Origin of the sequence: Bartonella taylorii 8TBB, from assembly GCF_902825155.1 — a bacterium.
Lineage (GTDB): Bacteria > Pseudomonadota > Alphaproteobacteria > Rhizobiales > Rhizobiaceae > Bartonella > Bartonella taylorii_A.
Genome location: NZ_CADEAG010000006.1, coordinates 88,064 through 104,219 on the forward strand (window position 1 = coordinate 88,064; position 16,156 = coordinate 104,219).

Annotated in this window: 12 protein-coding genes and 1 tRNA gene; 3 read left to right on the forward strand and 10 right to left on the reverse strand. The window is 38.5% G+C overall.

The window, feature by feature from the left end:
• Positions 1-906: 906 nt before the first annotated feature.
• Positions 907-2,280 (reverse strand): glutamate--cysteine ligase, encoded by a 1,374-nt coding sequence (locus J7R13_RS05955; RefSeq protein ID WP_208437895.1) that lies wholly within the window; start codon positions 2,278-2,280, stop codon positions 907-909.
• A gap of 68 nt (positions 2,281-2,348) precedes the next feature.
• Complete coding sequence (locus J7R13_RS05960; protein ID WP_208437896.1) at positions 2,349-3,092, reverse strand: 16S rRNA (uracil(1498)-N(3))-methyltransferase; 744 nt, start codon at positions 3,090-3,092, stop codon at positions 2,349-2,351.
• A 237-nt stretch (positions 3,093-3,329) separates the two neighbouring features.
• Here J7R13_RS05960 and J7R13_RS05965 point away from each other — a divergent pair, with 237 nt between their 5' ends.
• Complete coding sequence (locus J7R13_RS05965) at positions 3,330-3,473, forward strand: hypothetical protein (RefSeq protein WP_208437897.1); 144 nt, start codon at positions 3,330-3,332, stop codon at positions 3,471-3,473.
• 93 nt (positions 3,474-3,566) lie between these two features.
• Here the strand turns inward: J7R13_RS05965 and J7R13_RS05970 are convergent, their stop codons facing one another.
• Positions 3,567-5,447, reverse strand: a complete 1,881-nt coding sequence (locus J7R13_RS05970; RefSeq protein ID WP_208437898.1) for an AsmA family protein — start codon at positions 5,445-5,447, stop codon at positions 3,567-3,569.
• Between the two features lie 320 nt (positions 5,448-5,767).
• Here J7R13_RS05970 and folD point away from each other — a divergent pair, with 320 nt between their 5' ends.
• Positions 5,768-6,667, forward strand: a complete 900-nt coding sequence (folD, locus tag J7R13_RS05975) for a bifunctional methylenetetrahydrofolate dehydrogenase/methenyltetrahydrofolate cyclohydrolase FolD (RefSeq protein ID WP_208437899.1) — start codon at positions 5,768-5,770, stop codon at positions 6,665-6,667.
• 54 nt (positions 6,668-6,721) lie between these two features.
• Here folD and edd read toward each other — a convergent pair whose 3' ends face one another.
• The 7 genes from edd to J7R13_RS06010 form a co-directional block, all read right to left on the reverse strand.
• Positions 6,722-8,545 (reverse strand): phosphogluconate dehydratase, encoded by a 1,824-nt coding sequence (gene edd, locus J7R13_RS05980; RefSeq protein WP_208437900.1) that lies wholly within the window; start codon positions 8,543-8,545, stop codon positions 6,722-6,724.
• Between the two features lie 54 nt (positions 8,546-8,599).
• Complete coding sequence (gene pgl, locus J7R13_RS05985; RefSeq protein WP_208437901.1) at positions 8,600-9,337, reverse strand: 6-phosphogluconolactonase; 738 nt, start codon at positions 9,335-9,337, stop codon at positions 8,600-8,602.
• A 10-nt stretch (positions 9,338-9,347) separates the two neighbouring features.
• Positions 9,348-10,823: a glucose-6-phosphate dehydrogenase gene (gene zwf, locus J7R13_RS05990; protein ID WP_208437902.1), complete on the reverse strand. Its 1,476-nt coding sequence runs from the start codon at positions 10,821-10,823 to the stop codon at positions 9,348-9,350.
• A gap of 119 nt (positions 10,824-10,942) precedes the next feature.
• On the reverse strand, positions 10,943-12,226 hold the full coding sequence (locus tag J7R13_RS05995; RefSeq protein WP_208437903.1) for an NAD(P)/FAD-dependent oxidoreductase: 1,284 nt from the start codon (positions 12,224-12,226) through the stop codon (positions 10,943-10,945).
• Between the two features lie 11 nt (positions 12,227-12,237).
• A complete protein-coding gene (locus J7R13_RS06000; RefSeq protein ID WP_208437904.1) occupies positions 12,238-13,665 on the reverse strand; it encodes a glutamine synthetase family protein in 1,428 nt (475 codons plus the stop codon).
• Between the two features lie 173 nt (positions 13,666-13,838).
• Positions 13,839-13,915 (reverse strand) — tRNA-His (locus J7R13_RS06005).
• Positions 13,916-14,054: 139 nt separating this feature from the next.
• Entirely contained in the window at positions 14,055-15,143 is a 1,089-nt protein-coding gene (locus J7R13_RS06010; protein WP_208437905.1) for a quinone-dependent dihydroorotate dehydrogenase, read from the reverse strand.
• Positions 15,144-15,741: 598 nt separating this feature from the next.
• Here J7R13_RS06010 and mscL point away from each other — a divergent pair.
• On the forward strand, positions 15,742-16,155 hold the full coding sequence (mscL, locus tag J7R13_RS06015) for a large conductance mechanosensitive channel protein MscL (protein ID WP_208433984.1): 414 nt from the start codon (positions 15,742-15,744) through the stop codon (positions 16,153-16,155).
• Position 16,156 lies beyond the last annotated feature (1 nt).

The following is a 16,156-nucleotide window of genomic DNA, read 5'->3' on the forward strand; positions in this document are numbered from 1 at the left end:
TGAAATTATTTTCCTATTATTGATAAATTTTTTTAACAGAGTAAACAGTGCTTATTGCGTCTTAAGGCTAAGAGAACAATTTCTATATATCTTATCACATGAATAGTGTTATTCCTGCTATGTAAAACGATACGCTCTTCAGTAACAATAAATGAATGCCCAAACAATTCTATGGATTATGTTTCTTAACACTCAGATATCAAACCATCCTTGCCAATTTTATTGGCGAAAGTTTCAGCAGCTTTCATCGATATCTGTTTTAAATATGTATCGGTTTGCTGAAAATAGCCTTTATACTTTCTTTCCTAGCTTCTAGTGGAAGCCTCTTTTCTGTTCTTTGAAACATCTGTTGTGAATTCTCTGCAGTCATAAAATATTCCTTCTAAACATAAACGTGAAGATTTTTAGATTCATAATCTCATGTTGACATACAATAGGATACATACTCTACAATCTCTGCAGATTAATTAAGCGTCATCAATACATAAAAATAGTTGTATCCAAAAAATTTTTTATTAAAACAAGAAGCTAAATTTCCTATAATGCACAGTGTAATATTTATATTTTTATTTTCTATCTTATTATTATTTGGAAATACTAAGCCGAACAATCTAAACCAGTAAAATGAATTTTATAAAACCTATCTAAATAAAAACTATAAAGAAACAGAGTACCGCGAAAAGATAGAAATCGCAAAAGAAAATACAATTCTAGATTGATACAGTATCACTATAGTTCTGATCTGTTACTTGTATAAGTAAAGATGACAATGCCCAATAGAATTCATTACACCCTTTATGAATAACACTGGGGGATGCAATGTCTCTTTTAAAAAAAGTCCGTGAATGAGCAACACAAATATACACTTCTCCAAAAGTACAAAGCGTTTTTCTTTTTTCCCAAAATTTAATAGGCGCATTCTAAAAATAGAGGTTCCACAGTTCCATCCCAAATAGAATGATAAAGGGACAAAAATTTATCAGCGTCTGTTTGACCCATTGTGATCACCTCTTCTAGGGAATCCAGAAAATTTGTCTCATCAAAACCATCAGCATCATATTTCCAGCGATTTTTTAAGCCTTTGCGTGAAATAGTAACAGCTTGACGAGCTATTTCTAAAATTATGGTTTGACGAAAAGGTGTCCTTAATCCTTCTTTAGGAACACGTTTGCGCATATCTAAAACTTCTTCAAAACACCAATCTTTTGTCAAAGCTTCTGCTTCATTAAGGGCTTCACTATCATAAAGAAGCCCAACCCAAAAAGCCGACAACGCGCATATACGCTTCCAAGAACCGCAATCAGCACCTCTCATTTCCAAAAATCGTTTTAAGCGCACTTCGGGAAACAAAGTGGATAGATGATTAATCCAATCTCCCATATTAGGCATTGAATTTGCAATCTTATCTCTTAATGCTCCATTCATAAACTGACGAAAAGTTATATTTGTACAATCATAATAACGACCGTCGCGCACAACGAAATACATTGGTACATCAAGTGCCCATTCAACGTAATCAGCAAAACCAAAATGCTCAGAAAATACAAAGGGAAGAACTCCAGACCTCTGATTATCAGTGTCACACCAAATTTCAGAGCGCCAAGATAAAAAGCCATTCGGACTGCCTTCCGTAAAAGGTGAACTGGCAAATAATGCTGTCGCAATGGACTGTAACTTCATTGATACTTGCATTTTTCGCCGCATATCAGTTTCAGATGAAAAATCAAGATTAACCTGAACAGTCGATGTGCGATACATCATATCAAGACCACTGTGACCAACTTTGGGCATATAATCGGCCATAATCTGATAACGTGACTTAGGCATGCGGGGAGTTTCCGCCAAAGTCCACTTTGGACTAGCACCCATACCGAGAAAACCAATCCCCAATGGCCCTGAAATCTTCTTGAGAAGTGCTAAATGTTCCATAACCTCAGAATAAGTATGACAAATCGTTTTCAGCGGTGCACCAGACAATTCAAATTGTCCTCCAGGTTCCAAAGAAATAGCACCTTGATCAACTGATCCAACAAGGCCAATAATATTCCCTTCATCTAGAATAGGCTTCCATCCTAAAGCTTCTTGCATTCCCTCTAGAAGTGCACGAATTCCCCTTGACCCTTCATAGGGGACAGGACGAAAACCATCTCTATAGAAGGGAAACTTTTCATGTTCTGTACCAATACGCCAATCATTTTTTGCCTTACACCCCCCTTGGAAATAACTAACCAAGGAATCTAAGTTATAAATTTCACTTTCATCAGTTATATCAAGCGCCATAACTTATTGTATCCTATTATCAGTTCTATCATTTTTAATGAATTGTTTAGAATAATTTTACAAACTTCTCAATTAATTGACCAATCCCCCACGGTAACATTAAGAAGAGCAAAAGCAGCAACAGCTGCAGTATCGGCGCGTAAAATACGCGGTCCCAAAGATATCGGAATTACAAAAGGGTGCTTTTTTAAAAAGTTCCGCTCTTCTTCACTAAACCCACCTTCTGGTCCAATAAGGACACCAGATGTTGTAATTTCATAACTTTTTAAAAGATGTAGTGGATTATGCGATTTATGCGCTTCATCACAAAAGAACAAAGGTCGTGTCTTATCCCAACGTGCTAAAAGTTCTGCTATCGAGACAGAAGGGACACATTTAGGCAAAGATAAAATGCCACACTGTTCAGAAGCCTCAATAACATTAGCCTCTATACGTGCCATATTGATACGCGTAACCTGTGTGTGATGCGTTATAACAGGCTGCAAAATCGATACCCCCATTTCAACAGCTTTCTGCACCATATAATCCAAACGCGCATTTTTGAGCGGAGCAAAGCAGTAAATGAGATTCGAATGCGTCGTTTGCAATCTTTCTTGCTGGATAAGCTGAACTACAACAAATTTTTTCTTAATGGTGATGAGTTTAGCAAGCCACTCACCATCCTGTCCATTAAAAAGTAAAATTTCGGCTCCTACTTGCATCCGCAAAACACGTATAAGATAAGAAGCTTGTGCTCCTTCTATCTTGATTTCTTTATTCAAAAAAAGAGGCTGCCGGATAAATAATCTTTTAAGTTTATAATTTATGCGCATAAAAAGTCGTATCAAAACTAACTGTAATTATCGAAAAAATGGAGAGAGATATATAACAAAAAGAAAAAAATATATCTATAGAACTATAATAAGAGAAAGAATTATAGAGTTTTTTTAGCTTTATGAGATAATAGTGGAACAAATGGATCGCTAAGTGATTCTTCTTTCACACAATTTTATAAACACACACTATTCACCATTGCAGTCAATCATTGATCGCATGATTTGAGGAAAAATATGTCTGCTAAAAAAGCCACAATTATTACTATTTCTGCCCTCTTAGCTTTTATTCTGATTACTGTAGGAATTGGCTCTGTTGGAGCGGATGGGAAGCATACAATTGCCACAGATGGCTATGGTATTTCTTCTGAGATTCAATAAGCACCGGTTGGCTTATCTCTAAAATTTTATAACAACACAATATTTTCTAGTAACTTTCTACAATTCCTACCAATGCTAAATGAAAAACAGTCATCAATCTGCATTAATATCTTTTTTAACCAAAAAATTGCCGCGACCTTGTTCTGTAGAGCTAAGAGAAAAGGTAAGAGGCCTTACAAGGCTATTAGCGAGACATTGTACATCTCTACATAAAGTTTCTGAGCTATGGCTTTTTCGTAATTGTGCCTGTAATGTAAACTCATTTTTCTGGTCTTTCATGATAGCAGACGCAATTATTCCCCAAACGGATAGCCTCCAATCCTCCGTACGCATTAATGATTCTGTTATCCTTATCGTACCATCTGAAAAGCTTGTTTGAATATCCCAGAGATCAAAAGCTGTTGAAAGGGCATCGTGATCCGTTAAAAAAAATTGTTCACTTTTTGAAAGTTTTGTCTGTAAATCATTCAAATCATATCCTAATAGACGACCAGAAGACATACTCAGCGCCAATTCTCCCTGCATTTTCGTAAAGATTTCTGACCAAGACCTAGCAAGCGTTTGTACCGTCATGGTAAAATTCGCTTTGCTTTGTGCAAATGGGATAATTCCCAGAATCTCTGAAACAGCCTGCATATCAACGGAGGTACCTGAAACACGTCCCTCAAGTCGTACTTTCTGACCAGCTGTTGCAACTTCGATATTGCTTTGGAGTGATCCACCAAAAATATTTGCATGTCCAAGATCAAAAATGCCATGCCCATTTTTTATTTGTATCGCAGCAGCTAAATTTGTGAGCGCGACATTACCTACTTTTGCTTGTGGCGCTGAAAGCCGTACATCCACCCCAATACGATCAAAAATTTCCATAGCTAAGAATGGCTTCTTTTCCTTAACTGAAGAAAACACTGATCCTAAGAGGTTAAAATCTAGGTTATCGAATGCTAAAGAACCCATTATAATTGGTACAGCATCCTGAAAATCAAGTTCTAACCCTCCACGCGCATTTGCTGTACCTATCGTAAATGTAACGTTATTCATTTGAATATGCATTGGCTGCGCTAAAAAACGAGACTCCCATACAATAGGAGTTTTTAATCTATATCCCCAAAACTGGTTACCTCCAATCCAAGCCAATGTCTGATTCCAACCCGGAGAACGCATCGATACCCTTCCGTCAAAAACATAATATTCAGATAATCGTGCCTGCCCTATAAAGGTTATACCACCACGCACAGAATTGAGACTGACCTTCATTTGGCTTTTCCCTCCTGCTAAAAGCAGCAACGCTTGATCGGCATCAATTGATAATTTTGTCAACTCTCCACGCCAACGAGCATCTGCACGAAACTGCACTTCTTGGGTCGATTCGGGCCAATCTAAAGTCGCATTTAATCCCGTTATTTTTTCTGGCAGACCGGAAATACTATCATGATACACAAGTATACCATTTTCGATCACAATCCGCCCGAAGGGTTGCTTTAAAAGGTGCTCTATATCTGACTGATCAGGATTATGTTTAATTATTTCACGAGCATTGCGTATTGCTAATCCTAATGCTCCTTGTGACCGTGAAAATCTATCAAAAAAATCTGCTACTGTTTTAACGGGCTTTTCCATAACAAATTGCGGTTGCACAATTCGTGTCTCTAAAAAAGAAATATGACCCCAAAGAAGATCCATCAAAGAAAGATCAACTTCTATTGATTCAGCTTCCATTAACGGTACAGCATTATTCATTTTTGATGTTAAAGTAACACCGGAAAGATATGCTTTGGGGTAAGGAAAAAGATTCAACCGCGGTGGATCACGCAATTGCACATTATAGCCCGTCCACGCACTCAAATCCTGTGCTAAACGAATACGTATTGTATCTGTAGACACAAGATAAGGTAAAATGAGAATACCAAATCCAAACAGAACAATAATTGTAATGAAAATTTGTCTCAAAAATTTTATTATTCTGGCGTGCACAACATTCCTCTAAAATTTTACCTCTATAACAGATTAAAAGAAAACCTAAATAACTGTTAAAAAGTTTCTTATAACCCTCAAATCCGCCAAATCTCATTTGAGAACTTCATTTCTTGTTCTTATCCAAAGTTTATTGAAACAGCAATGTTGCTGCTTCTTTACAAAGCAATTATTTTAAAGGTTTGCAAAAATTATAAAATACACAAAACTATCGAACCATTCTTATTGTTCTCATATGAATATTGCTAATAAAACTCTATTGTATTGTCAAAAAATGCTTTACAAAAAAAATAAACAGCCTTACCGAAAGGATCTCCCTTATGAATAATATTATCGACGGAAAAAAACTTGCTGAAGAGATTATTACGAAAGTTAAGGCTGAAACGACAAAACTCCGTAATAACTATAATATACAGCCTGGTATCGCCGTTATCATTGTTGGAGAAGACCCCGCAAGTCAAATATATGTCACATCAAAGAGCAGAAAAGCTGAAGAATGTGGTTTTTTTTCAGTAAAACATATGGTTTCCAAAGAAACACAAGAACAAGAACTTCTTCAACTCATTGCAACCTTAAACTCTGACCCTAAAATCCATGGTATTTTGGTGCAACTTCCCTTGCCCCCCCATATTAATACAAACCGCATAACACAAGCCATTGCTTTCCAAAAAGATGTTGATGGCTTTCATTATATCAATGTAGGAAAACTCGCAGCCAATGCATTTGAAGATGCTATCATTCCCTGCACACCAGCTGGTGCCATGATGATGATTGAACAACAATGCGGACGGGATTTATCTGGTCTCGATGCCGTTGTTGTTGGACGCTCTAATATTGTCGGAAAACCTATGGCTACCCTCTTAACAGCGGCAAATGCTACTGTTACGATTGCCCACAGTCGTACACGTGACCTTGATGACGTATGTCGTAGCGCTGACATTTTAGTAGCAGCTGTCGGTCACCCACAAATGATTAAAAAAGACTGGGTTAAAAATGGTGCCATTGTTATTGATGTTGGCATCAACCGCATTGCAGCACCAGAAAATGGTGTGGAAAAAACACGTCTTGTCGGTGATGTTGATTTTGAAGAAATAAAAGGAAAAGCCGCTGCAATCACTCCTGTTCCAGGAGGAGTTGGCCCTATGACAATTGCCATGCTCATGGTTAATACGCTCAAAGCAACCATTCAAGCCCATAATCTACCCGTGCCAAAATTCTAAGCAGTTTTTAGCATGTTCATTGTATGCATATCACTTTAGTTTTTTCGCATTTACTTATATCATCAGAACAGATGCTCCTTGATCTGCACGATTAACCGATTGACGAAAAACACGAAAAAGCTCACGTCCTACACCATGTTCATTCTTTGAAAGGTCAGGAGGCATGATTGTTCGCGCGTTAAATTTTACTCCATCTTCTAAAATGGCTAATTTACCCACATGAGCATCAAGACAAACGATGTCACCATCTTGCAAACGTGCAATGGGCCCCTTCTCCAAAGCTTCTGGTGTTACGTGGATTGCGGCAGGAATTTTTCCTGATGCACCTGACATACGGCCATCCGTTACCAACGCCACTTTTTGTCCCCTATCTTGTAAAACGCCTAAAATTGTTGTTAATTTATGAAGTTCTGGCATACCATTCGCTTTCGGCCCTTGATAACGAATGACAGCAATAAAATCTTTATCATTCAACGCCCCAGATTTAAAAGCCTTTTGCAATTCCTCTTGATCATTAAAAACAAGGACTGGAGCTTCAATCCGCCAATGCTCAGATTTAACAGATGAAACCTTCATAATAGCTGTACCCAAGTCTCCCGATAAAACACGAATACCACCATCAGGCTGAAACGGCTTTCTCCATCCTGCCAATACCCTATGATTAGCGCTTTCATTGAGAGCAGGTTCACGCACCACACTACCATCAGCGTAAAGCTTTACTTCAATTGCATAAGCATTGAGACCTTTACCAAAAACTGTACAGACATCCTCATGTACTAAACCCGCCTCAATGAGCTCGCGAATAACAAATCCCATACCACCAGCTGCATGAAAATGATTTATATCAGCCAAACCGTTAGGATAAATCCGTGCCAAAAGAGGAACAACTGACGAAATTTCTGCAATATCATGCCATGTCAATCGAATACCGCAAGCAGCAGCCATAGCAATCAAATGAATCGCATGATTGGTAGATCCTCCCGTTGCATTTAATCCTACAATAGCATTCACGAAAGAACGCTCATCAACTATTGTACCAAGTGGTTTATAATCATCGCAAAGAGCGGTCATTTCAAGTACACGCTTAGTCGCTTCCTTTGTTAAAGCATCACGTAACGGTGTGTTCGCATTGACGAAAGAGCTTCCCGGCATGTGTAGTCCCATCATCTCCAGTATCACCTGATTTGAGTTAGCAGTCCCATAAAATGTACATGTTCCTGGCTCATGATAAGAACCTGCTTCTGATTCCAGCAATGTTTTGCGATCTATCTTATTTTCTGCGTAAAGTTGGCGTATCTTCACTTTTTCATCATTACCTTGACCACTTGTCATAGGACCAGCAGGAACAAAAATTCCTGGTAAGTGACCAAATGTTAACGCCCCAATGACTAAACCAGGTATGATTTTATCACAAACTCCAAGATACAATGCAGCATCAAACATATCGTGTGATAAGCCTATAGCCGTCGCCATTGCAATCACTTCACGCGAAAAAAGTGAGAGCTCCATCCCTGCATTCCCTTGTGTTACGCCATCGCACATCGCAGGAACACCACCTGCCACTTGTGCTACACCACCAGCCATACGGGCTGCCTCTTTAATTAAGCGAGGAAAAGTCTCAAAAGGTTGATGTGCTGAAAGCATATCATTATATGCAGTAATAATACCAATATTTCCAGCGGTATTAAACTTTAAACGTTCTTTATCTATTGGGCAACAAGCCGCAAAACCATGGGCCTGATTGGCACATCCCAAAAAACTTCGCTTGGGATGCTTTGCCTGTGCTGTAACAATGCGATCTAAATAAATTTCTCGCGTTGGTAGAGAACGTTCATAAATTCTTCGTGTAATCTTAGCAACTGTCTTGGAAAGTGCCATGTTCGTTCCCCATTCCATCATCAAAGATGAGATCGCGTGTCACCTGCATCTGTATCATATTTTCACTTCACTTATTTCATTTTCTTCCGGCGACCAATAAACCTGAACAAGATGATGGGCATTACGTAAAACCGCGCGAACAGGCATTTCCATTTCAGACCCATCTTGACAAACTACTTCAAAAAAATCTCGTTTCTTAAAACCTTCAAAATGAAGAATAATGCAACGAGATTGTATTATAACTGGCAGCGTCAGCGTAAGCCTTGGCTCAAGAGCACTTTTTGCATGAAGTGGTAAAACAAGTGCCCGCGTCCGAAGATCAAGAGCTTCTTTCAAACGATCAGCATCAGGAAAAAAAGAAGCTGTATGTCCATCAACACCCATGCCTAAAACAATAACATCAAAGGGTTTAGGCAAAGTATTAATACGGCTAGCTGCTGAAAAAGCCGCAAGCTCAGCAGTAATTGCCTTCTGATAAAGTCCTACAAAATGTGCTTTAGTCGCAAAATTTTGTAACAAATGCTGCCGTACCATATGTTCATTTGAACGCTCAAGATGAGCAGACACAAAGCGTTCATCGACTAAAGTAATAATAATATTTTGCCAATCAATATCTGCTTTTGATAAATAATGAAAAAACAATTCTGGTGTTTTACCACCAGAAACTGCTAAAATTGCGCGCTTACGCTCAAGAACTGCCACACTAAGCTCTGCTGCAACACGATCAGCCAATGCCAAAGCGAGAGTGGTAGGTGTTTCAAAATTTAAACGGTCAATATTCATTCCATGCATACTTATTGCTCTAAACTAAATTGTTCCATATACGCCCATCACGTTCCATCAAAAGTGTTGAAGCAGACGGTCCCCATGAACCAGCGCTATATCCATAAACAGGCTGATTTATTGCTTTCCATCCCTCAAGAATAGGATCAATCCAACGCCAAGCGGCCTCAACTTCATCACGACGCATAAACAGTGTTTGATCTCCGCGAATAACATCCATCAATAAGCGTTCATAAGCATCAGGATTACGTTCAGAAAACGCAGACGCAAAACTCATGTCCAATGGAATATGACGAAATCGCATACCACCAGGACCCGGATCCTTAATCATCAACCATTGCTTTACCCCCTCATCAGGTTGGAGACGGACAACGAGCCTATTAGAAAAAACTTCATCTGAAGCCGTATTAAAAATATTATGAGGGATGGGTTTGAAAACGACAACAATTTCAGACATACGCGTAGCCATACGCTTACCAGTTCGTAAATAAAAAGGTGTATCCGCCCAACGCCAATTATTAATTTTAACCTTAAGCGCCACAAATGTTTCATTCTTACTGACTTTTTTCCCCAGATCATCAAGATAAGATTCTACAGAAACACCATTCAATATACCAGCAAGATACTGCCCTCGCACAGTATGTTGCTCTACATTATGAATACCAAGAGGTGTTAAAGAATGCAAAACTTTCAGTTTTTCATTACGCACGGCATTTGCTCTATTAGTAAATGGAATTTCCATAGCAACCAGACAGAGCAATTGTAGCATATGATTCTGTACCATATCGCGTAACGCACCCGTACTCTCATAATATTCTGCACGCCCCTCCACTCCTAAAGACTCAGCAACTGTTATCTGAACGTGATCAATGTAGTTAGAATTCCACAACGGCTCATAAAGCGTATTAACAAAGCGCAATGCCATCAAATTTTGAACCGTTTCCTTGCCAAGATAATGATCAATGCGAAAGATTTGATCTTCATCAAATACCTTTGAAAATGTATCATTGAGTTCAACGGCTGTTTTTACATCGCGGCCAATCGGTTTTTCAATAATAATCCGTGTTTGTTGAGTCACCAAACCATTTTGCCCTAATCTCATCGCAATATCGTCAAAAAGTGATGAACCAACTGCTAAATAAAAAGCTCGAATATCAGCTGGATTTTTTGACAGCAGTAGAGCTAAATCCTCCCAACCTCGGTTTGAGGTAATATCAGCAGAAACATAGGCTAAACGTGCAAGAAAACGATTAAGTTGAATCTGATTGAGATCTTTTGGAGAAATATGTTTCTCCAAAGAAGCACGAACAAAACTTTGATACTCTTCACTCCTCAACGAAGAGCGCGCAACCCCGATGATACGCATTGGCTCGTTAAATTGCCCAACACACTGACAATGATAAAGAGCAGGTAAAAGTTTGCGTGATGCCAAATCACCATTGCCACCAAAAATAATACAATCAAAGGGAGAGACTGGAATAATTTTACTCACCATGAACCTGTCTCTCTTCCTCTTCAACTACAAAAGCTTAAACAATTTATAGAAGCTTCAATTATTAAAGCAGATAGATACTAAATAAGCCATTAATTTTCTTTACTGCAAATGATTTCTAGTTAAAAATGATCCATTAAGGAAAACCAATGCATTGCCAAAAATACAAGCGGATAACGTAGGACTCTACTACCTGGGAAAGATGAAATCTTTAAGTCTTGAAAACACGCAAAACGCTCACGCTTCCCAGTCAGCCGTTCAGCATATAATTTTCCCATAAAAGGAGCAAGCATAACTCCATGACCCGAATAACCACCACAATAAGTTACTCCTGCGAAAAGTTGACGAACATAAGGCATACGTTCAACCGTAATAGCAACTGTCGCCCCCCAGTTATGAGTCAAATTTATAGAGTGTAGATGAGGATAAATTTCAGCAATCTGCCGTCGTATACGTTCATCTAAATTTGCAGGATGCTGATTATCATAACTTTCTACTCCGCCAAATAATAAGCGATTATCAATGCTTTTGCGAAAATAGCGAACCATAAAACGAGAATCATCTACCGATTCGCTACCTCGAAGAATCGGACTATCTTTTGATAACGGTTCCGTTGCTCCAATATAAGAGCGGATAGAAACAATATTTTTCTCAACAAAATGCTGAAGTCCAAGCTTATAGGCATTGGTTGCCAATAAAACTTTCTCAGCTGTTACATTTCCCCGTTCTGTTATCACTCTCCAATGGGTATTATTACGCTCTATCCCCGTTACTTGTGTCTTCTCATAAAGCTTAGCACCAACACTTCTTGCTTTCTTTGCCAACCAAATAACCAGCTTTAAAGGATTTATATGGCCGGTGTCCGCATCATGAATACCACCATAATAAAAAGACGAGCCTAACCGTCTGGCCGTTTCATTCCTATCCATAAAAGTAATACCATGATAGCCATAACGCTGCATTGTCTCAACATGCTGTTGATAAGATATAACCTCACGTTTTTTATGAAACACAGAAAGCTGTCCTGCCATAAAATCACACTGACAATCAGGCATAGCGCACCAAGATAAAATATCTCTTTTGGCTTCTTCAGCTAAATCAAACAGCGCTTTACTTCGCTCAAAACCATACTTTTTCTCTAATGTTTCCACCCATTGTCGTTGCCCCGTTCCCAATTGCCCACCATTGCGCCCTGAAGCACCATCACCAAACCGCGAAGCCTCAAACAAAACAACACTCACTCCAGCTTTTGCTAAATGATAAGCAGCCGAAAGCCCTGTAAATCCACCTCCAATAATAACGACATCACACTGTATCTGTCCGCAAAAAAATGGATAAGAGGGGCGTTCTTCTAAAGTATCCTCATACCAAGAAACTCCTGGAGAAATTGGATTACATTCAATCATAGTGATAAACCTCAAACATTAAGCAAGAGATATTCGCGCTCCCACGGGCTAATCACTTCCATAAAAGTTTCAAACTCTTGTCGTTTGATTGCAGCATAAGTACTTACAAATACATCCCCTAGAATAGCACGTATCGCTGTATCTTGTTCAAATAGGTTAACAGCCTCAATAAGTCCACGTGGTAATTCAACATTATCAGCATTCACATTACTTGTTGTTGGCTCATCGGGTTCAAGCTTTTGCTGTAAGCCAATGAGACCACAAGCCAGAGAAGCTGCAAGTGCTAAATAAGGGTTAGCATCTGACGAAGGAATTCTATTCTCAACGCGCCGTCCTTGTGGAGCAGAACGTGGTACACGAAAAGCTGTAGTACGGTTATCATACCCCCACCGCAAATTAACAGGCGCAGAAATATCAGGCATGAGACGTCGATAAGAATTCACATAAGGTGCAAGCATTACAAGCACCCCAGCCATATGTCTTTGTAATCCACCAATAAAATGGCGAAAACAAATACTTTCCCCGCCATCCTCTTCTGTAAAAATATTAGCACCCGTTTTCTTATCAATAACCGATTGGTGAATATGCATAGCAGACCCAGGCTGCCCTTGGATCGGTTTAGCCATAAAAGTTGCGTACATATTATGTTTAAGTGCCGCTTCACGAATTGTTCGCTTAAACATGAAAACTTGATCAGCTAATTCAATCGGGTCACCATGACGTAAATTGATTTCAAACTGACCGGCTCCTTCCTCATGAATGAGCGTATCAATTTCCAATCCCTGCGCTTCTGAAAATTGATAAATATCATCAATGAACTCATCAAATTCATTCACACCAGCAATCGAGTACCCCTGCCCTCCACCAATTGAACGTCCAGACCGACCAACCGGCGGAACTAAAGGATAATCAGGATCGGGATTCTTTTCTACCAAATAAAACTCTATTTCTGGCGAAACAACGGGCTTTATCCCTCTTTGCGTGTAAAAATCAACTACTTTTCGCAAAACATTTCGTGGTGTATAATCCACAACCTGCCCATTTTGATATATAAGATCACAAATCACTTGTGCAGTAGGAGCATCTTCCCATGGAACAATGCTTAACGTAGAAAGATCAGGCTCAAGGCGTAAGTCACCATCTGTTTTAGGATATTCAAAACCATTGCCATCTTCAGGATAATCTCCTGAAATTGTTGCCATAAAAACGGCTGAAGGCAATGCCAATGATGTCTCCGATGTGAATTTTTTAGAAAGCATCATTTTGCCCCGCGGTACACCCGCTTGATCAGGTGTAATACATTCAATATCTTCCACATTACGGAAAGCAAGCCACTGCGAAACTTGCTCCCAATTATTTACACCACGTAAATTTTTGAGGAAACTAGAAACAGGCTTAGAACCCTTGTTTCGCATTTGTTTACCATTTTTCACAGTCATAATACACCAACTTTAAAACAACAAAGGTCCGCTTTTATGGTATCATTCCACGCATGAATGTCACGGAAAACTTTATTAACTTAATTTCTAAAGAATGCCAAAACTTTCATCAAGGTAAAAGAGACCTTGTAATCATTATAGGCTGCTTATCATATCAAACATAGTGAAAAAATTGGTACGGTTGGTGGGATTTGAACCTACGACCTCTGGTGCCACAAACCAGCGCTCTAACCAACTGAGCTACAACCGCATAAAAAACAAATGTACCATAACTATTTACTACTTCGTAAACATTTAATTCTCTGTTCGTGTGACATAAGGAAGTTCAGAAGAGTTTGCAAGCCCCTTTAAAAAAATCCTGTACTTTTTATCAAGAAAAAATAGTTTTATCATAAAGGGAGCGCACGTTTTGCCCAATACTCAACACGGTGATCACGATAGGTTTTTATGGCATCAATACCATCTTGCTGCATAAATTGCAAAATGCCTTCCAGAATAGTTACGGCAAGGTCTGGCCCCTCATAAACCATTCCACTATATAATTGAATCAAATCTGCACCAGCTTTCACTTTTTCCAAAGCCGTTTGTGCGTCCTTTACACCACCAACGCCGATGATTGCAATTTCCTTACCTAATTTTTGACGCATTTTTGCAAGTACAATAGTGGAAAGTTCGAAGAGTGGACGCCCAGAAAGCCCCCCCTCCTCACCATTTAGTAGGTTATCCGTAAGTCCTTGACGTGAAAGAGTAGTATTAGAAACAACGAGACCATCAAAATCAGAAAGTTTCATTTCTTCAGCAATATCGTCTAATTCCTTCTCTGATAAATCGGGCGCAATTTTCAAAAAAATGGGAACAGAGAATCCATGTTTTTTCTTTTGCTCATTACGTACTTGCGAAATTTCATTCATCAAAAGATGCAAAGTGTCACGCGCTTGTAAAGCCCGTAGACTAGGCGTATTAGGCGAAGAAATATTAACAGTAAAATAATCAGCAATATCATAAAAATGAGCAATACCAGCAGTATAATCGTCAATCTTATCAACAGTATCCTTATTGGCACCAATATTGATTCCGACAATGCCAAGTTGTTTACGCGCACGAAGCCTGTCGTAAACCATTTGATGCCCGTCATTATTAAAACCCATTCTATTAATAATTGCTTCATCCTCTCTTAAGCGAAAAAGTCGCGGTTTAGGATTTCCAGCCTGAGGCTTTGGCGTAACTGTACCAACTTCAGTAAAACCAAATCCTAAACGAAAAACAGCATCGACAACCTCTGCATTCTTATCAAAACCAGCAGCAAGACCGACAAAGTTTTCAAACTTAAGACCTGCAACAGTCATACACAAACGTTTATCAACGACCTTTTGACAACTGTTCAATCCACTCTTCAGCCCAATAATTGCTAAACGGTGTGCATGTTCTGGATCCAACATAAATAAAGCAGGACGACCAATACAACGAAAGAAACCCATCAACCCTTCTCCAAATATAAAATTGATCCAATGCACCTCATACCAATTATTTTAACACAAAAGATCGTAAATAAAAATGAACCATAATCTAAATTAGAACCTCCCTCCTACTACAAGAAAGTTCATAATATAATCGCTATGTATGTTTACGCACACTATGAAAAACAAGAGCCTTTTAATCTTGAAAAAACTTTCTTTACCTTTTCGCAATGGTTTAAACATTAAAAATTGAAATTATCTGTAAAAAAGAAAAAAAGAATCCTGTGAAATAGCTTTCTTTTTTCAATATGTTGTCATAAAAAATTTTGTAACGCTTTTATAAATTAAGCATGATTGCCTGCTTTTAGTTAAAAAAGGAGATAAAGTTTTTTGCTAAAAGCTTTCCGTCGCGTTGAAATCTACGGTATACTCCTTATTCAAATCAAATAGAGCCCTTTGTTAAGCTTTTTAACATGTCATAATATTCGTGGAAAAGAATATTAGTATTTGTATATAATACTTTATAAGAAAAATAAGAAAATAAAAACCGCCCTTTCCTTTTTCATCAAAAGCGGTAATTAAAATTATCGTGTGTCTTTTATATAAAGGGGAAAATGCAATGCTTAAAGAATTCAAAGAATTTGCCCTAAAGGGAAATATGATTGATCTCGCTATCGGTGTGATCATAGGGGGAGCTTTTGGTAGCTTGGTTAACTCAATTGTTAACGACATTTTTATGCCAATCATTGGGCTTATTACTGGTGGGATTGACTTTTCTAACATGTTTATTCAGCTTGCCGGTGAGAAACAAGCTACACTAAATGCCGCTAAGGCAGCTGGAGCAACCATTAGCTATGGTAACTTTATAACTTTACTTATCAATTTTCTCATTATTGCTTGGGTCTTATTCCTCTTTGTTAAAGCTATGAATAGAGTACGCCGAAAACAAGAAGAAGATGAAAGCTCTAAAAAGATGTCTCTAGAAGAACAACTTTTGTCAGAAATCAGAGATCTTTTAGCTAAGAAAAAATGAA